The organism is Streptomyces sp. NBC_01352 (genome assembly GCF_036237295.1).
GTDB lineage: Bacteria > Actinomycetota > Actinomycetes > Streptomycetales > Streptomycetaceae > Streptomyces > Streptomyces plumbiresistens.
Genome location: NZ_CP108354.1, coordinates 8,170,687 through 8,188,394 on the forward strand (window position 1 = coordinate 8,170,687; position 17,708 = coordinate 8,188,394).

General features: G+C 70.7%; 16 protein-coding genes and 1 pseudogene. 10 read left to right on the forward strand and 7 right to left on the reverse strand.

Translation table 11 applies throughout. The annotated features are described in order from the left end of the window. Positions 1-85: 85 nt before the first annotated feature. Positions 86-787, reverse strand: a complete 702-nt coding sequence (locus OG252_RS37605; RefSeq protein WP_329341804.1) for a DUF2293 domain-containing protein — start codon at positions 785-787, stop codon at positions 86-88. Between the two features lie 86 nt (positions 788-873). Between OG252_RS37605 and OG252_RS37610 the strand changes: the two are divergent. From OG252_RS37610 to OG252_RS37620, 3 genes and pseudogenes are all read left to right on the forward strand, one after another. Further along, positions 874-1,035, forward strand: a pseudogene (locus OG252_RS37610) (winged helix-turn-helix transcriptional regulator); the annotation flags it as partial. Positions 1,036-1,052: 17 nt separating this feature from the next. Continuing rightward, the gene (locus OG252_RS37615) at positions 1,053-1,694 is read left to right on the forward strand and encodes a uridine kinase (protein ID WP_266441351.1); all 642 of its coding nucleotides are present in this window, start codon (positions 1,053-1,055) and stop codon (positions 1,692-1,694) included. A 364-nt stretch (positions 1,695-2,058) separates the two neighbouring features. After that, on the forward strand, positions 2,059-2,490 hold the full coding sequence (locus tag OG252_RS37620) for a CBS domain-containing protein (RefSeq protein ID WP_266441353.1): 432 nt from the start codon (positions 2,059-2,061) through the stop codon (positions 2,488-2,490). A gap of 27 nt (positions 2,491-2,517) precedes the next feature. Here OG252_RS37620 and OG252_RS37625 read toward each other — a convergent pair whose 3' ends face one another. Beyond that, positions 2,518-3,645: a magnesium and cobalt transport protein CorA gene (locus OG252_RS37625; RefSeq protein WP_329341807.1), complete on the reverse strand. Its 1,128-nt coding sequence runs from the start codon at positions 3,643-3,645 to the stop codon at positions 2,518-2,520. A 239-nt stretch (positions 3,646-3,884) separates the two neighbouring features. Between OG252_RS37625 and OG252_RS37630 the strand changes: the two genes are divergently transcribed. Next, positions 3,885-4,679 carry a methyltransferase domain-containing protein gene (locus OG252_RS37630; RefSeq protein ID WP_266441359.1) on the forward strand — a complete coding sequence of 265 codons (795 nt, stop codon included), beginning with the start codon at positions 3,885-3,887 and terminating at the stop codon, positions 4,677-4,679. A 113-nt stretch (positions 4,680-4,792) separates the two neighbouring features. On the opposite strand, the gene OG252_RS37635 is transcribed toward OG252_RS37630, so the two are convergent. Continuing rightward, positions 4,793-5,701 carry a carbohydrate kinase family protein gene (locus tag OG252_RS37635; protein WP_329345290.1) on the reverse strand — a complete coding sequence of 303 codons (909 nt, stop codon included), beginning with the start codon at positions 5,699-5,701 and terminating at the stop codon, positions 4,793-4,795. A gap of 56 nt (positions 5,702-5,757) precedes the next feature. Beyond that, on the reverse strand, positions 5,758-6,666 hold the full coding sequence (locus tag OG252_RS37640) for a pseudouridine-5'-phosphate glycosidase (RefSeq protein ID WP_329341810.1): 909 nt from the start codon (positions 6,664-6,666) through the stop codon (positions 5,758-5,760). Between the two features lie 100 nt (positions 6,667-6,766). On the opposite strand from OG252_RS37640, the gene OG252_RS37645 reads away from it, so the two are divergent. Then, complete coding sequence (locus OG252_RS37645; protein ID WP_266441364.1) at positions 6,767-7,195, forward strand: VOC family protein; 429 nt, start codon at positions 6,767-6,769, stop codon at positions 7,193-7,195. 52 nt (positions 7,196-7,247) lie between these two features. Here OG252_RS37645 and fdhA read toward each other — a convergent pair whose 3' ends face one another. The 3 genes from fdhA to OG252_RS37660 form a co-directional block, all read right to left on the reverse strand. Beyond that, positions 7,248-8,474 (reverse strand): formaldehyde dehydrogenase, glutathione-independent, encoded by a 1,227-nt coding sequence (gene fdhA / locus OG252_RS37650; protein ID WP_266441367.1) that lies wholly within the window; start codon positions 8,472-8,474, stop codon positions 7,248-7,250. Between the two features lie 133 nt (positions 8,475-8,607). Further along, positions 8,608-9,162, reverse strand: coding sequence for a methylated-DNA--[protein]-cysteine S-methyltransferase (locus tag OG252_RS37655; RefSeq protein ID WP_329341812.1), 555 nt, complete (start codon positions 9,160-9,162; stop codon positions 8,608-8,610). Positions 9,163-9,239: 77 nt separating this feature from the next. After that, positions 9,240-10,115, reverse strand: a complete 876-nt coding sequence (locus OG252_RS37660; protein WP_266441372.1) for a glycerophosphodiester phosphodiesterase — start codon at positions 10,113-10,115, stop codon at positions 9,240-9,242. A 279-nt stretch (positions 10,116-10,394) separates the two neighbouring features. On the opposite strand from OG252_RS37660, the gene OG252_RS37665 reads away from it, so the two are divergent. From OG252_RS37665 to OG252_RS37685, 5 genes are all read left to right on the forward strand, one after another. Beyond that, complete coding sequence (locus OG252_RS37665) at positions 10,395-11,264, forward strand: MHYT domain-containing protein (RefSeq protein WP_266441375.1); 870 nt, start codon at positions 10,395-10,397, stop codon at positions 11,262-11,264. An 84-nt stretch (positions 11,265-11,348) separates the two neighbouring features. After that, positions 11,349-13,478, forward strand: coding sequence for an excinuclease ABC subunit UvrB (gene uvrB, locus OG252_RS37670; RefSeq protein WP_266441379.1), 2,130 nt, complete (start codon positions 11,349-11,351; stop codon positions 13,476-13,478). 182 nt (positions 13,479-13,660) lie between these two features. Beyond that, complete coding sequence (locus tag OG252_RS37675) at positions 13,661-14,227, forward strand: TerD family protein (RefSeq protein ID WP_266448652.1); 567 nt, start codon at positions 13,661-13,663, stop codon at positions 14,225-14,227. 49 nt (positions 14,228-14,276) lie between these two features. Further along, complete coding sequence (locus OG252_RS37680; RefSeq protein WP_266441385.1) at positions 14,277-16,469, forward strand: TerD family protein; 2,193 nt, start codon at positions 14,277-14,279, stop codon at positions 16,467-16,469. 225 nt (positions 16,470-16,694) lie between these two features. Further along, the gene (locus OG252_RS37685; protein WP_266441388.1) at positions 16,695-17,696 is read left to right on the forward strand and encodes a TerC/Alx family metal homeostasis membrane protein; all 1,002 of its coding nucleotides are present in this window, start codon (positions 16,695-16,697) and stop codon (positions 17,694-17,696) included. The last annotated feature ends 12 nt before the right edge of the window (positions 17,697-17,708 follow it).

Here is a 17,708-nt window from a genome sequence, read left to right on the forward strand (position 1 = left end):
TGCCGGTTCGCTTGCTCGGTGCCTCACCTCACGATGAGGGTGCCGCCCGGCAGGTCGGCAGCTCGGTGGCGTCGAACAACCGCCCTCAGCCGACCTCCGCCTCAGCCCCCTCCGCCCGCCATTCCCGCAGCACCGTCTCCACCCCGGCCGAGATCCGCCGTCGCGCCTCGTGCCGTGCCACCCCGTTCATCAGCAACTGGTCGTACCGCGTGTCCACATGCCGTACGGAGGCCACGACCGCCGAGATCACCGCTCCCTCGGACAGCGCCCGCCCCGCCGCGCTCCGCCCCACCCGTCCGCTGCCCCGAACCGAGGCATGCTCGGCGATCGCCCGTGCCCGGTCCGCCGGGCACCCGGGGAAGAGCCGCCGTATCTCGGCCGCGAAGGCGTCGGCGAACCGCATGTCCTGAGCCGCCCGCCGCGCCGCGTCCCGTACCCGGCGCCGCCGGCGCACCTCCGCGTCCAGGAGGCACCGCGCCTCGGCCCGGGCGAGCCCCGCCTCCTCGACGAGGACGCCCTGCCGCTCGTAACGGCCCCTGCGCCGGTTGAACCGTACGACCACCGCCGACAACGCGCTCTCCTCCCGCGACCGGCGCGTCAGCGCCGTGTCGCCGCGCGGCAGGAACACCAGGTGCCCGAGATCCGCGCAGTCGAGGCACCGCGGCGCTCCGTCCTCCAGCACGAGCAGCGACAACGGCCCGCCGCAGCACTCGGCGCAGTGCCGTCGCCGCAGCGGCTGGATGACGAGAAGTCCGGTCCGGAGCGGGGGAGTTGCGAGCGACGCCATACGGGGTTCATTCCCGCTGCCGACATGCCCGAACTCCGCCTTCCGGCCTCTGGACCAACCCGCCCGCAGCGTCGGCAGCGACCATCGAGACCCTGCGCGCGATGGAACGCGACGGTCTCCTCACCCGCACCGCGTACGACGAGAACCCGCCCCGCGTCGAATACGCTCTCACTCCTCTCGGCCGCACCCTGATCCCCCTTCCCCGTCTGCTCGCCGCCCGCCATGCCCACCGGCGGAACGCGGCCTGACCCGGGCCTGACGCATCATGGGCCGTGTGCGACTCGAAGCGATCACCTGGGACCGGCTCGGCGACCTCCTTGCCGAGCGACTGCTCGACCTGAAGCCGGCCGACGGCAGCCCCTGGCCGCGCATCGCCTTCGACGGCGCCCCGGCCGCCCGCCCGGGCGACCTCGCCGACCGCGTCTGTGAGGCCCTGCGCATACGCGGCCGCCCCTCGCTGGTTGTCGGCACGGACGGCTTCCTGCGCCCCGCCTCGCTCCGACTCGAGTACGGCCATCAGGACGTGGAGGCCTACTACGACGGCTGGTTCGACACCGGTTCCCTCTGGCGCGAGGTCTTCGGCCCCCTCGAACCCGGCGGCGACGGCCGCGTCCTGCCCGACCTCTGGGACCCCACCACCGACCGCGCCACCCGCAGCCCCTACGTCCAACTCCCGCCCGGTGGCTTCCTGTTGCTGCACGGCCCCCTCCTGCTGCGCCACTGGTTCCCCTTCGACCTGACCGTCCACGTCCTCCTCTCACCCGGTGCCCTGCGCCGCCGCACCCCCGAGGCCGAGCACTGGACCCTCCCCGCCTTCGAACGCTACGAGGACGAGACCGACCCGGCCGGCACGGCCGACGTCCTGGTACGCGCCGACGATCCCCGCCACCCGGCGTGGAACGGCTGATCCGAACCGGCGTCCGAGCGATCCGGCAAACCGCTGTACCTCGGTCGAGGTCCGCGTCGCCGAGATCCTCCCCGAGAAGAGCCCGAGAAGAGCCCGGCAAGAGCCCGGCAAGGGCAAGCGGCTCCCGTACGGCCTCTCGGGCAAGCGCCTACCTCGGCATCGACCCGCCCGCGGAGAAGGACGACGAGGTCCGCATGATCATCCGCGTCGTCCCGCGGAAGATCGTGGGCTTCTCGGCGGGATCCGCCGGACAGGCTCGGAGCCCGGGGTGCGTGCGTACGGCCGCGCGGCGAGAATGTAGGGCGCCGGGACTTGCGGTGCTCTTCCTCGCGCCGCGCCGGCCGCCCGGCACCGGGAGGCACTTATGACCACCGCCGGAGACATCATGCACCGGGGCGCCCAGTGGATCCCCGCCCACGAGACCCTGGACCGCGCCGCCCAGCTGATGCGCGAGCTCAACGTCGGAGCCCTGCCCATCAGTGACGAGAACGAGCGGCTCTGCGGCATTCTCACCGACCGTGACATCGTCGTCGGCTGTGTCGCCCTGGGGCACGACCCGGCCAAGGTCACCGCGGGCGAGATGGCCCATGGCACCCCCCGCTGGATCGACGCGAACGCCGATGTCAGCGAGGTGCTCCACGAGATGCAGGAGCACCAGATCCGCCGGCTCCCCGTCATCGAGAACAAGCGCCTGGTCGGCATGATCAGCGAGGCAGACCTGGCCCAGCACCTGCCGGAGGACCAGATCGGGACCTGGGCCGAGAGCGTCTACGCCAGGACCCCGGGCCGCCACTGACTCCGTCGAACCCGGCGGCCTCGGACCTCAGAGCCAGCCGTTGCGCCGGAAGCCGCGGTACAGCGCCAGACACGCGACGGATATCACCGCGATCACCATGCCGTAGCCGTACCGCCAGTGCAGCTCCGGCATGTGGTCGAAGTTCATGCCGTACACCCCGCAGACCATCGTCGGTACCGCCACTATCGCGGCCCACGCCGTGATCTTCCGCATGTCCTCGTTCTGTGCGACCGTCACCTGAGCGAGGTGCGCCTGCAGAATCGAGTTGAGCAGCTCGTCGAACGCGGTGAGCTGTTCCTTTGCCCGCAGCAGATGGTCGGAGACGTCACGGAAGTAGGCCTGTATCTCCGGATCGACCACCCGGATCGGCCGGGTGGCGAGTTCCTCGAGCGGGCGGGCGAGCGGGACCAGGGCCCGCTTCAGCTCCAGGAGTTCACGCTTGAGCTGGTAGATGTGTCCCGCGTCGACTCGCGCGCCGTTGTCCGCGAACACGGCCATCTCGACCAGATCGATGTCCGCCTGCACGGCGTCGGTGACGTTCAGATAGTCGTCGACCACATGGTCCGCGATCGCGTGCAGCACCGCGGCCGGTCCCTTGGCCAGTTGCTGGGGAGCGGCCTCCAGCTCCTCGCGCAGCGGGCCCAGTGAGCCGTGCCGCCCGTGTCGTACCGTGATGACGAAGTCGTGGCCGACGAACACCATGATCTCGCCGGTGTTGACCACCTCGCTGGTCGCCGTGAGTTCCTCGTGCTCGACGTAGCAGACCGTCTTGAACACCGCGAACAGCGTCTCGCCGTAGTGCTCCAGCTTGGGACGCTGGTGGGCCTCGACCGCGTCCTCGACCGCCAGCGGATGCAGGTCGAAGAGCTCCGCGATCCCCGCGAACTCCTGGTCGGTCGGCTCATGGAGGCCGAGCCAGACGAAACCGTCGCGGTTCTTGCGCACCCGTTCCACGGAGTCGACCAGGTCGACACCGGCCGGGAGCCGGACGCCGTCGCGGTACGTCACGCAGTTCACCACCGAGGAGCCCAGCGGGGACCGGGCCGGGTGGCTCAGGTCGACGCGCGGGCGCCGCCGTGCCAGCCGTGCCACTTTGCGGAGGCCGCCGACCCTGCCGAGGCTCGTGACCTTCCGCAGATTCCCTGCCATGGACATCTGGATCTCCTTGCGTGGATCTCCCTCGCGCCGCGTTTCCGCGCCCTGGCGAGCCAGTTTGCCAGTTCGCGGTGAGAGTCGTGCAAGCCTGTGGGAACAGGCCGTTCCGCTTTGTTCCCGGCTGTGGACAACGGATGCGGCCGTGGAGGCGGGGATCCGCCGGGCGGGGAGTGCGCCATCTCGTCGTAGGCGCCGCGTCAACCGCTCCGGACAAGGAAGACAACTGGGATGATCGCGGCATGACGCGAAGTGACGGGTATCTCCTCGACAACCGGCGGACCGAGGCGGCGGAGCGTTTCGACGCCTTCGCCACCCTCTTCGACCCCACGACGTTCCGGCACCTCGAACGGTTCGGCATCGGACCCGGCTGGCGCTGCTGGGAGGTCGGTGCCGGCGGAACCTCCGTGGTGTCCTGGCTGGCCAAGAAGGTCGGCCCGACCGGACGGGTCGTCGCGACCGACATCGAGACCTCGCGCCTCGCCGCGGTCGCCCGCCCGCCGGTCCAGGTACGCGTCCACGACGTGGCCGCCCAGGAGCCGCCCGCGGACGGGTTCGACCTGGTCCACGCACGGCTCGTACTCGTTCATGTGCCCGACCGGGAAAGGGCGTTGCGATCGATGGTCAAGGCCCTGCGGCCCGGCGGACGGATCCTGGTCGAGGACGCCGATCCCGCCCTGCAGCCCCTGCTCTGTCCCGACGACCACGGCCCCGAACAGCAGCTGGCCAACCGGCTGCGGCAGGGCTTCCGTCAACTGCTCGCCGACCGGGGCGCCGACCTCGCCTACGGCCGCAAGCTGCCGCGCCTGCTTCGCGAGGCCGGCCTGCGCCGGGTGGAGGCCGACGCGTACTTCCCGCTCACCTCGCCCGCCTGCGCCGCCCTGGAATCCGCCACGATCCGCCAGATCCGCGACCAGCTCGTCACCGCGGGCCTCGCCACGGACCAGGACATCGACCGCCACCTCGCGAACGTGGCCTCCGGCGGCATGGACCTCGCCACGGCACCGATGATCTCGGCGTGGGGGCGTAAGGCGTAAGCCGTAAGCCGTCGGAAGGGAGCGGGAGTTGACGCGGGACGCCCGGCACGGCGATACGACACCGCCGTCCGCCGTCAGCCGCTCACCAGGGGTCGACCGGGGCCGACCCCCTGTCAGCCGGCCACCGGCGGTCGGCCTCCCACCCGCTCCACCGCCGCCGCCCCCGCCCGGCACCCTTCCGCCGCCGCGGCCACGGGACCGGTGCCCGTGAGGAGGGCGGCGAGGAAGGCGCCCGTGAAGGCGTCGCCGGCCCCGGTGGTGTCCCGAGGAGTGGCGGGTACGGCGGGGACGTGGGCGACCACAATGCCGGAGCGGGCCACCAGCGCACCCTGCGCGCCCTGCTTGGCGACCACCAGCGGGACGTGGCGGCTCAGTTTGGCCGCCGCGTCCGCCGCGTCGGGCAGCCCCGTGAGCAGGCAGGCCTCGTCACGGCTGGGCAGCAGCACGTCCACACCCTCGAGGAGCGTCAGGAAACGGTCGACCCCCAGCTCCACGAGGAACCCGGCCGACGCCGGGTCCATGCTCACCGGCACTCCACGCGCGCGTGCCGCCGCCAGCGCGACCGCCACCAGCGCGCGGCTCGGCTCGGAGAACAGCAGGTAGCCCGACAGATGCAGCCGCGCCACCCCGTCGAGCAGCGCGTCCGACCAGTCCTCGGGCGCGAACCGCAGCGCCGCGCCGCTGTCCGTGAGGAACGTCCGCTCGGCAGCCGCACCCGTGTCGACGAGGCAGATCACCGTCCCGGTCGGCGCCTCGGGGTCGACGACCAGCCGGGGCCGTACGCCGCACGCGACCAGCTCCCGCTCGTGCCAGGCAGCCGAGTCCGAGCCCACCCGTCCGAGCAACCGCACCTCCGTGCCACTCCGGTGAGCGGCCCAGCAGGCCACATTGGCGCCCGCGCCGCCCGGCACCGTCCGGATCGTCGCCGCCGTGTCCGTACCCGCCGCGAGCGGCCCCCGGTGCCGGGCGACGACGTCCGTGATGACGTCCCCGACGACCAGCAGCGCGCCGTCCGGGCGCACTCCGCCGTGCCGGTGCTCCGCCTGGGCGGCCGCACCGAGCCCAGGCCGCTGGGGCGTCACGCCCCGGCCCAGGCCGCCGCGATCCGCGCAGCCAGCCGTACGTTGCCGCGGACCGCCGCGAGATTGGCGGTCAGCGAGGCGCCGTCGGTGTGCTGCACCAGGTAGTTCAGCAGGAACGGCGTGACGCCCTGCCCCGTCACCCCCGCCTCCTCGCACGCGTACAGCGCGTCGGCGAGCACGCGCGCGTGCAGCTCGGGATCCAGCTGCTCCTCCTCGGGCACGGGGTTGGCGACGATCAGCGCCGACTCGGGCCCGCCGACCGCGTCCTGCGCCCGCATGACGTCCGCCACCTGCCCGGGGCTGTCCATCGTCCAGTCCACGGGGTGTCCCGAGTCGGACAGGTAGAAGCCGGGGAAGCGGTCCGTGCCGTACCCGGCCACCGCGACGCCCAGCGTCTCCAGCCGCTGCAGGGTCGCCGGCACGTCCAGGATCGACTTCACGCCCGCGCACACCACGGTGATCCGGGTCCGGGCCAGCAGACCGATGTCGGCCGACTCGTCCTGCGTCACCGTCCACTCCCGGTGCACCCCGCCGAGCCCACCCGTGGCGAACACGCGTACCCCCGCCAGGGCCGCCAGCAACGCGGTCGCCGACACCGTGGTCGCCCCGCTCGCCCCGGAGGCCACCGCGAGCGGCAGGTCGCGGTGGCCCAGCTTGCGGATGCCGTCCTCGTTCGCGACCCGCTCCAACTGCTGCTTGTCCAGGCCGATATGGGGCCGCCCGTTCAGCACGGCGATCGTCGCGGGCACGGCACCCTCCTGCCGTACGACGTCCTCCAGCTCCAGCCCCACCTGCAGATTGCGCGGGCGCGGCAGCCCGTGCGCGATGATCGTGGACTCCAGGGCCACCACGGGTCGACGCGCGTCGATCGCCTCGCGCACTTCCTCGGACACCACCAGCACCACGGGCCTGCCTCCTGTCGGTTCGGTCTTCCCTCATGTCTGGCGGGCCGCGCGGCCGGTCAAACACTTGCGGCCTGTGGGGGAGGACACCAGCCTGGGGTGCATGACGGACAACACGACACGTCTCGATCATGTCGTTCTCTGGGTGCGGGACCCGGTGGCGGCGGCCGACTTCTACGAGAAGGCACTTGGCATGGCGCCCCTGAGGCTCACCGAATTCGCCGCGGGGACGGAGCCCTTTCCCTCCGTACGGCTCAACGACGAGACCATCTTCGACCTCATGCCGCTCTCCATGGCGGAGCGCATGAAGATGCTGCCCGGCTCCGCCGACAGCGCGGGCCACCCGGTCAACCACGTCTGCCTGGCCCTGCCCGGCGACGACTTCGAGACACTGCGCGCCCGCCTGGAGGAACGGGCGGTTCCCGTCTCGGACATCTCCTACGACTCCTTCGGCGCCCGCGGACTGGCCCGGCGAAGCTTCTACTTCCGCGACCCGGACGGGAACGTCTTCGAGGCGCGGCACTACGACTAGCGTGCACGGGGGCCACGGCCACGCGCGCGTGGCCGTGGCCCCCTGAGCGACGTCAGACCGGACGTACGCCGTCCAGCGCCCCGTGCGGATTCAGCACGTACTTGCGGCTCGCGCCCTGGTCGAACTCGGCGTAACCGCGCGGAGCGTCCTCCATCCCGATGACGGTCGCGTTGACGGCCTTGGCGATGTGTACGCGGCCGTGCAGGATCGCCATCATCAGGCTCCGGTTGTACGTCATCACCGGGCACTGTCCGGTGGTGAAGCGGTGGCTCTTGGCCCAGCCGAGCCCCAACCGCACCTTCAACGTGCCGCTCCTGGCGTCCTCGTCGACGCCTCCCGGGTCGTCCGTGACGTACAACCCGGGGATGCCCAGGGCGCCACCCGCGCGCGTGAGGCCCATCAGCGAGTTGAGGACGGTCGCGGGCGCCTCCGGGGCGTCCTTGCCGTGGGCCCGTGCCTCGAAGCCGACCGCGTCGACCGCGGCATCCACCTCGGGCTCTCCGAGGATCTCGGCGATCTGCTCCTCCACGCTTCCGCGCGACACGTCGACGGTCTCGCAGCCGAAGCTGCGCGCCTGGGCGAGACGCTCGGCGTTGAGATCACCCACGATGACCACGGCGGCGCCCAGGAGCTGCGCCGACGCGGCAGCGGCCAGGCCCACCGGTCCGGCCCCGGCGACGTACACCGTCGAGCCGACGCCCGCGCCGGCGGTGACCGCGCCGTGGAAGCCGGTCGGGAAGATGTCCGACAGCATGGTCAGGTCGAGCAGCTTCTCGCGCGCCTCGTCCCGGTCGGGGAACTTCAGCAGGTTGAAGTCCGCGTACGGGATCAGCGCGTACTCGGCCTGACCGCCGACCCAGCCGCCCATGTCGACATAGCCATAAGCCGCCCCCGGGCGGGCGGGGTTGACGTTCAGACAGATGCCGGTCTTGCGCTCCTTGCAGTTGCGGCATCGCCCGCAGGCGATGTTGAACGGTACGGAGACGATGTCGCCGACCTCGATGAACTCGACGTCCGGCCCCCGTTCGACGACCTCTCCGGTGATCTCGTGTCCGAGGACCAGCCCCTCCGGCGCGGTCGTCCGCCCGCGCACCATGTGCTGGTCGCTTCCGCAGATGTTGCTGGCGAGCACCTTGAGGATCACCCCGTGCCGGCATTTTCGGCCGACGTTCGCGGTGGCGACTCCCGGCCCGTCCTGGAGTTCCAGCGTCGGGTGGTCGATGGTCCTTACTTCCACCGCGCCCGGCTTGAGATATGCGACTGCCCTGTTTCCGCTCATGCGTGATCGCCGTCCCTTCGGCTCCGCGTCTTGCGGATGCCAGTCGGATGCCAGCGGCTGTGCGCATGGCGGAGTCTGCTACCGCCTCGGCCTTCCGGCCAGCCGTCGCGCGCGGGCCGTGCCGCCCGACCGCTCAGAACAGCGGCTCGGGCAGCACGCCCTCCAGTGCCAGCAGCTTCCGCTTGGTCTCCAGGCCGCCCCCGAACCCGCCGATACCGCCGTCGCTCTCCACGACCCGGTGACAGGGCACGACGACCGGCAGCGGATTGGACCCCATCGCCACGCCCACCGCCTGGGCAGCGCCCGGCTGACCCACGCGCCCGGCCAGATCGCCGTACCCGACCACCTTGCCGAACGGGACGCCGGAGGCCAGCTCGCGCAGCACCTGCCGGTTGAAGCCCGAGATCAGCGACCAGTCCAGCGGCAGCTCGAAGTCGTGCCGCTCACCCGCGAAGTACGCCTCCACCTGGCGTATCGCCTCCGCCAGCAGCGGGGAGCCGGGCGCCTCGACGGGCTCGCCGCCCAGCCGGGACGCGAGCCGGTCCAGCGCCTTGTCGCGGACCGCGTCCGTGGCGTGGAACACCACGTTGACCAGACCCTCGCGGGTCGCGGCCAGCAGCAGCGGACCGATGTCGGTGGCGACGACGGCCCACACGACCTGCTGCTCGTCCTGCCCATGGCTGTTCATGCGACCCACCGTACGACCCGCCACTGACAACGCCCGGGGAAGTGGCCGGGGGTCCGAGGCCCCCGGCCGGCCGGGGTTCAGAACCCGCGCAGCGCGGCGCGCACCACGTCCGGCTTGTTGGTGATGACCCCGTCGACGCCGTACCCGGCGACCAGACGGGCCGTGGCCGCGGTGTCCACGGTCCAGGTGAAGACCTCCAGCGGCCTGCCGTGCGGACCTGTGAAGGCGTGGACGGCGGAGACGTATCCCTTGGAGAGGGAGCCGTACGAGGGGTTGATCTGGTCGGCGAAGGCCGCGTACGCGGACAGGTCCGCCACCGGCGGCGTACCGAGGAAGCCCGTCTTGACGCCGGGCTTCAGTTCGTGGACCGCTCGCACGCTGGCGGCATTGAAACTCTGCACGATCAGGCGACCCGCCAGGTGTCGCCGGTCGAGCCAGCCCTCGTTGCCGAGGACCTTGAGGGTCTGGCCCTCGATGCCCGGGTACAGGTCCGGGTTCTTGATCTCCAGGAGCAGCTTCTGGTGGTGGACCTCGACACGGCGCACGTACTGCTTGAGCGTGGGCACGCGCGCGTCCGCGTACGCGTGGCCGAACCAGCTACCCGCGTCGAGCCGCGCGATCTCCGCGGAGGTGAAGTCCCGCACCTTCCATGGCGCCCGGTCCGGGAAGACCTCCTCGACGTCGGTGGTGCGCCGCAGATTGTCGTCGTGGAGGACGACGAGCTCGCCGTCCTTGGTGCGCTGAACGTCGTTCTCGACCCAGTCGATGCCCAGCTCGGCGGCCTTGTCGACGGCTGCCAGGGTGTTCTCGGGCGCGTAGGCGGAGGCGCCCCGATGGGCGATGACCGTGGGCTGCTTGCCGTCCTCGTCGGCCCGGACGTCGGAAGGGGGAAGCAGGAAGGCGGCGGTTCCCAGGAGTGCGGTGGTCGTGGCGGCAAGTGCGCGCGCGTGCATGCGTACTCCTAACGTCGAGCGATCACGGACAGCACAACTGTGACAGCAGAGGGTCAACAGCAGGCGGGTGCAGAATGGCCACAAGTTGAATGAGGTTGTCCCGAGTCCGCTCACTGATGCCGCACAACTGGGGCAAGGGCGTGTTTCTTTGCCGGAAAATCGTTCGACCATTCCGGTGGGAGTCATACTCTCTGCGTCAGCCCTGACCGCTCGGGCGGTCCTGGGAAGCGGCGCACATCAGGAATTCCGGGAAGCAAGAGGGCGGAAGGGTAGCCGCGCATGCAAGGCACGGTCGACGGATTCAGCTACGGACTCGTCACACCGCTGGTGGCCTACCTCATGGCCTGCCTGGGCGGGGCCCTCGGCCTGCGCTGCACCACCAGATCCATGCTGGTCAGCAACTCCTGGCGGCCCGGCTGGCTCGCCCTCGGCGCGGCCGCGATCGGTTCGGGCATCTGGACCATGCACTTCATCGCGATGATGGGCTTCAAGGTCGAGCAGGCACCGATCCACTACGACCGGGCGATGACGTTCGCGAGTCTGGGCGTCGCCATCGTCATGGTGGGCATCGGGATCTTCATCGTCGGCTACCGGGGGGCGAAGGGAACGGCCCTGATGACCGGTGGTGCCATCACCGGCCTGGGCATCGCCTCGATGCACTACCTGGGCATGGCCGGCATGCGTCTCAACGGCAAGCTGGAGTACAACACCCTCACCGTGGCCGCTTCCGTCGTCATAGCCGTCGTCGCCGCCACCCTCGCTCTGTGGGCCGCCGGACAGGTGCGGGGCTTCCTGTGGAGCGTGGGCGCGAGCCTCGTCATGGGGCTCGCCGTGACCGGTATGCACTACATGGGCATGGCCGCCCTCAGCGTCCATCTGCACAGGTCCACGGCCCCCACCGGGGGCGACTCGGCAGCCTCCCTGCTGGCGCCCATGATGATCGGTCCGCTCGCCTTCCTGCTCCTCGCGGCAGTCGTCGTGATGTTCGACCCGCTGATGGTCATGGGGAAGCCCGTCTGGACCCAGGTCGAGAACAAGCCGGGTGTCCCCGCCCGCGAGCTGGTCTCCCACCCCGCCGCCCGCCGCCCCTCCCTCCGCACCCGCCGGAATCCGGCCCACCAGGACTCCCGCACCCCGCAGAACCGCTGATCCGCCCCTGGCCACCGGGGCCCCGCACCCTGCAAAACCGCTGATCGGGCCGCGTTGTCAGTGGGGGGTCGTACGGTTGATGGCATGCGGCCCGTTTCCCACATCGAACGCACGGTGGCGCCCTTCGAGGTCGTCAGCCCGTACCAGCCCAGCGGCGACCAGCCCGCGGCCATCGCCGAGCTCGCCCGGCGCATCGAGGCCGGTGAGAAGGACGTCGTTCTGCTCGGCGCGACCGGCACCGGCAAGTCCGCCACCACCGCGTGGATGATCGAGAAGCTCCAGCGCCCCACCCTCGTGATGGCACCGAACAAGACGCTGGCCGCCCAGCTGGCCAACGAGTTCCGGGAGCTGCTGCCGAACAACGCCGTCGAGTACTTCGTCTCGTACTACGACTACTACCAGCCCGAAGCGTACGTCCCGCAGTCGGACACCTACATCGAGAAGGACTCCTCGGTCAACGAGGAAGTCGAGCGGCTGCGCCACTCCGCGACCAACTCGCTCCTCACCCGCCGCGACGTCGTCGTGGTCGCCTCGGTCTCCTGCATCTACGGCCTCGGTACTCCGCAGGAGTACGTGGACCGCATGGTCCCCCTCAAGGTCGGCGAGGAGATCGACCGCGACCAGCTGCTGCGCCGCTTCGTGGACATCCAGTACACGCGCAACGACATGGCGTTCAGCCGCGGCACCTTCCGCGTCCGCGGCGACACCATCGAGATCTTCCCGGTCTACGAGGAGCTCGCCGTCCGCATCGAGATGTTCGGCGACGAGATCGAGGCCCTGTCCACCCTCCACCCGCTCACCGGCGAGATCATCAGCGACGACGAGCAGCTGTACGTCTTCCCGGCCTCCCACTACATCGCGGGCCCCGAGCGCCTGGAGCGGGCCGTCAACGACATCGAGAAGGAGCTCGGCGAGCGCCTGGCCGAGCTGGAGAAGCAGGGCAAGCTCCTGGAGGCCCAGCGGCTGCGCATGCGCACGACGTACGACCTCGAGATGCTCCGCCAGATCGGCTCCTGCTCCGGAGTCGAGAACTACTCGATGCACTTCGACGGCCGCGAGCCCGGCTCCCCGCCGAACACCCTGCTGGACTACTTCCCGGACGACTTCCTGCTCGTCATCGACGAGTCCCATGTCACCGTCCCGCAGATCGGCGCCATGTACGAGGGCGACGCCGCCCGCAAGCGCACCCTCGTCGACCACGGCTTCCGGCTGCCCTCCGCGCTGGACAACCGCCCGCTGAAGTGGGAGGAGTTCCAAAAGCGCATCGGCCAGACCGTCTACCTGTCCGCGACCCCGGGCAAGTACGAGCTCTCGCGCGGTGACGGCGCCGTCGAACAGATCATCCGCCCCACCGGTCTGATCGACCCCGAGGTCATCGTCAAGCCCACCGAGGGTCAGATCGACGACCTGGTGCACGAGATCCGCAAGCGCACCGAGAAGGACGAGCGCGTCCTGGTCACCACCCTCACCAAGAAGATGTCCGAGGACCTCACCGACTACTTCCTGGAGCTCGGCATCCAGGTGCGCTACCTGCACAGCGACGTCGACACCCTGCGCCGGGTCGAGCTGCTGCGCGAGCTGCGGTCCGGCGAGTTCGACGTCCTGGTCGGCATCAACCTCCTCCGCGAGGGCCTCGACCTGCCCGAGGTGTCCCTGGTGGCGATCCTCGATGCCGACAAGGAGGGCTTCCTGCGCTCGGGCACCTCCCTCATCCAGACAATCGGCCGCGCGGCGCGCAATGTCTCCGGCCAGGTCCACATGTACGCCGACAAGATCACCCCGGCGATGGAGAAGGCCATCGAGGAGACCAACCGCCGCCGGGAGAAGCAGGTCGCGTACAACACGGAGCGGGGCATCGATCCCCAGCCGCTCCGCAAGAAGATCAACGACATCGTCGCGCAGATCGCCCGCGAGGACGTCGACACCGAGCAGCTGCTCGGTTCCGGCTACCGCAAGCTGAAGGAGGGCAAGGGTGCCAAGGCTCCCGTGCCCGCTCTGGGAAGCAAGGCGGCCAAGGCCGCCAAGGGCAAGGCCAAGGAGACGGTGCCGACCGACCGTCCCGCGGCCGAGCTCGCCGAGCAGATCGAGGAGATGACCGAGCGGATGCGCGCAGCCGCCGCCGACCTCCAGTTCGAGATCGCCGCCCGACTGCGCGACGAGGTCTCCGAAATGAAGAAGGAACTCCGCCAGATGAAGGAGGCCGGCCTGGCCTGACGCTCGCGCATACGCGCTGTGTTGCAAGACCGACACAAAGTGCGGACCGGGGTACGGCACTGTCAGTGGCCGTGCGTAGGGTTCTGCTCATCCGCGCATCCCGCGGCAACAGGGGAAATACGAGAGGGGACCAGCCCGTGGTGGACGTATCCAAGGGCGGCGCGCCCGGCGGCGGCGTCAATCTGACCAAGGGTCAGGCCATCAGTCTGCAGAAGCGTGACGGCGGCACGCTGACGGCGGTGCGCATGGGTCTCGGCTGGCAGGCGGCCCCCCGGCGCGGTCTGTTCGGCTCGCGGACCCGGGAGGTCGACCTCGATGCCTCGGCCGTTCTGTTCGCGGACAAGCAGCCGGTCGACGTCGTCTTCTTCCGCCACCTGGTGAGCGACGACGGCTCGGTGCGCCACACCGGCGACAACCTGGTCGGCGGTGTGGGCCAGGGCGGCGACGACGAGTCGATCCTTGTCGACCTGGGGCGGGTGCCGGTCCACATCGACCAGATCGTCTTCACCGTGAACTCCTTCACGGGCCAGACCTTCCAGGAGGTGCAGAACGCGTTCTGCCGCCTGGTCGACGAGACCAACGGCCAGGAACTCGCCCGCTACACACTCGCGGGCGGCGGCGCGTACACGGCCCAGATCATGGCCAAGGTGCACCGCACGGGCCCGGGCTGGACGATGACGGCCCTCGGCACTCCGGCCAACGGCCGCACGTTCCAGGACCTGATGCCGGCGATCCTGCCGCACCTGTAGGACAGCGCGGCGGGCAGCACGCGACACATCGACACAGGGGGAGAAGGCGATGACGGCCGAGCTGGTGCGAGGGCAGAATCACCCGCTCTCCCAGGCCCGTCTCGAGGTTCGGATCGCGGCCGGCACGCCGATCGTGGTGGGGGCCACGCTCGGCGACGAGCACGGCAGGGTGCCCGGCGTCGAGTGGGTCGTCCACCCGGGCGCCCCCACGCTGCCGGGGCTCGAGGTCTCCCGTCAGGCGGCCGCCGACCACCGCCTCGCGGTCGACCTCGGCGCCGTGCCGGAGGCCGTGCACCGGGTCGATGTGCTGCTCGCCCTGCCCGCGGCGGGCGGGGGAGGACCGGCGAGCTTCGGCGCCGTCGCCGCCCCGTTCGTCGCGGTCACCGACCTCGACGGCACCGAACTCGCCAGCTACACGATCACCGGTCTGGATGCCGAGTCGGCCGTCGTCGCCCTGGAGTTCTATCGCCGCCAGGGTGCCTGGAAGGTGCGTGCGGTCGGCCAGGGGTACGGCGGCGGACTCGCCGAGCTCCTCACCGACCAGGGCCTGCCCGAGGCCCACCACCTGGCGACCGGCATCAACGAGGCGGTGGCCCAGGGCCTGGCCCGCTCGCTCCCGGCCCCGTCACGTCCCACCGACCCCGACCGCTCCCGTCGGCCGGCCGCACCGGCCCTCGGCGGCGACCAGGGCGGCCCCGCGTCCCAGGGCGCCTCCGGCGGCGTACCGCCCCAGCCGGTGCCCCCGTATGGCGCCCAGGCTCCGGGTGTCTCGCCGCAGCCCACGTCTCCGTACGGCGCGCAGGCTCCCGGCGTCCCGTCGCAACCCGCCTCTCCGTACGATCCGCAGGGCACGTCGGCGGCCGGTGCTCCCCAGCAGTCCACCCCGCCCTACGGCACACCGGGCACCCCCGCGACCGGCACACCGCGACCACCCATCTCCCCCTACGACCCGCAGAGCACCCCGGCAGCCGCCGCTCCGCAGCCCGGCCAGTCCCAGGGGGCCGTACCCGCGGACGCCTCGTCCGCGGCCCGGCCGCCCGGCGCCCCGATCGACTACGCCCACCCGCGTCGGCAGAGCGCGGCTCCGCAGCCGCCCCCGCCCGGGCAGGCCAAGCCGCCGGTCGCGGGGGACGCCGCCGGGTGGTCCATGGACGAGCGGCTCTACAACCAGGTGTGGGGCATGTTCGAGGACCTGGCCCGCACCATGGCCGCGTACCGCAGTGCCGTCGACTTCGCCGACTCGCGGAGGGAGAAGGAACTCGACCAGGTTCTCTCCGACCCGCGCAGCCGGCTCGGCGGACAGGGCGACGCCGCGCGGGAGGCCGCCCGGGCCAAGTACGCCCAGCTCGTCGACCAGGCCAGAGCGGTCCTCGACCGGGACCTCGCCCAGCTCACCGCCGAGGCCGAGGTCGTCGAGCCCGCGCTGCCGCCGGCTTATGCGCGCTGGGACAACCCCGTGTGGCACGGCTACCGCGTGCCGATGGAGGTTCCCATGGCCCTGCGCATGGGCGATCTTCACCTGTCGGAGGCCCCCGAGCTGCGCATACCGTTGCTGGTCCGCCTGCCGCTGGAGCGCGGTCTGTGGATCGACAGCGGGCGCGCCGGATCACTCGACGGCTCGTTCACCGACTCCCACGACCTGGGACGCCTCGCGATGGAGACGGCGGTGGCGCACGCGGCGCGGCTGCTCGCCGTCCACCCGGCGGGCGAGTTCACCGTGCACGTCATCGACCCCGCCGGTTCGGCGGCGCAGGCGCTCGCCCCGCTGGTGCGGACGGGCGTGCTCGCCGCCCCGCCCGCCATGGGGGCGCCAGGCGTGGCGGACGTCCTGACGCGGCTCACCGAGCGCGTCGACCTGGTGCAGATGGCGGTGCGCGCGGGCGCGGCCGACTCACTGCCGCCCGGCCTCGACACCGCCGAGCAGCTGCTGATCGTGAACGACTTCCCGCACGGCTTCGACGACCGCGCCGTGACCCAGCTCCGCTACCTCGCGGACGAGGGCCCGGCCGTCGGCGTCCACCTGATGATGGTCGCGGACCGTGAGGAAGCCGCCGGGTACGGCCCGTTGCTCGACCCGCTGTGGCGATCGCTGCTGCGGCTCACCCCGGTGCCCGACGACCACCTCGCCGACCCGTGGGTCGGGCATGCCTGGACGTACGAGCCCTCGCTCGTGCCGCGCGGCAGCGAGGTGCTCCAGCAGGTGCTCAGCCAGGTCGCGAGGGCTCGCACCAAGTACTCGTAAAGTCGCCTGACCAGGCATTTTGACCCTTCTTTTGCCAAGTGCTTTACCTTTCCTTGGTGATTGGGTACGGTTGTTCCCACGGAGGGGAGTACTCCCTGTCGACTGCGGCGTACCCGTCAATACGGATCTGGCCAGATCCCGGGGCGTCGGCCCATCCTGGGTGGAAGAGACCTCCGGCAGCGCGACGACGCTGGTTACTTGCCGTTACGTACTGCCGGAGGCGCAGTGGATGTTTCCCTGACCCTGTGGGTCTCGACGATCGTGGGCCTTGCCGCCCTCATCGCGGTCGACTTCTTCATCGGCCGCAAGCCGCACGACGTGTCCATCAAGGAAGCCGGAATCTGGACGATCGTCTGGATCGTCCTGGCCGGACTCTTCGGACTCGGCCTTCTCGTCTTCGCCGGCGGCCAGCCCTCCGGCGAGTTCTTCGCGGGCTTCATCACCGAGAAGTCCCTGAGTGTCGACAACCTCTTCGTCTTCGTCCTGATCATGGCGAAGTTCGCGGTGCCCTCGCAGTACCAGCAGCGGGTGCTGCTCATCGGTGTGCTGATAGCCCTCGTCCTGCGCGCGATCTTCATCGCAGCGGGCGCCGCGATCCTCGCGAGCTTCGCGTGGGTCTTCTACATCTTCGGCGCGTTCCTCATCTACACCGCCTGGAAGCTGATCCAGGAGGCCCGGGCCGACGAGGAGGACGAGGACTGGGAGGAGAACAAACTGCTCAAGGCGGCCGAGCGCCGCTTCGGCGTCGCCGACCGCTACCACGGCACCAAGCTGTGGATCCAGGAGAACGGCAAGCGGGTCATGACCCCGATGCTGGTCGTGATGCTCGCGATCGGTACGACGGACGTGCTCTTCGCCCTCGACTCCATCCCGGCGATCTTCGGCCTGACCCAGGACCCGTACATCGTGTTCACGGCCAACGCGTTCGCGCTGATGGGCCTGAGGCAGCTGTACTTCCTGATCGGCGGTCTGCTCAGGAAGCTGGTCCACCTCAGCTACGGCCTGTCGATCATCCTGGGCTTCATCGGCGTCAAGCTGGTGCTGCACGCCCTGCACGAGTCCGGGGTCCACGTCCCGGAGATCAGCATCCCGGTCTCCCTCGGCGTGATCTGCCTGGTCCTGATCGTCACCACGATCACCAGCTTGCGGGCGTCCAAGAAGCAGGCGGCGGCCGAGGCGGCGCAGGAACCGAACGAAGGCGCTCCGAAGGACAGCATCGAGGCCTGACCACCTCGGACG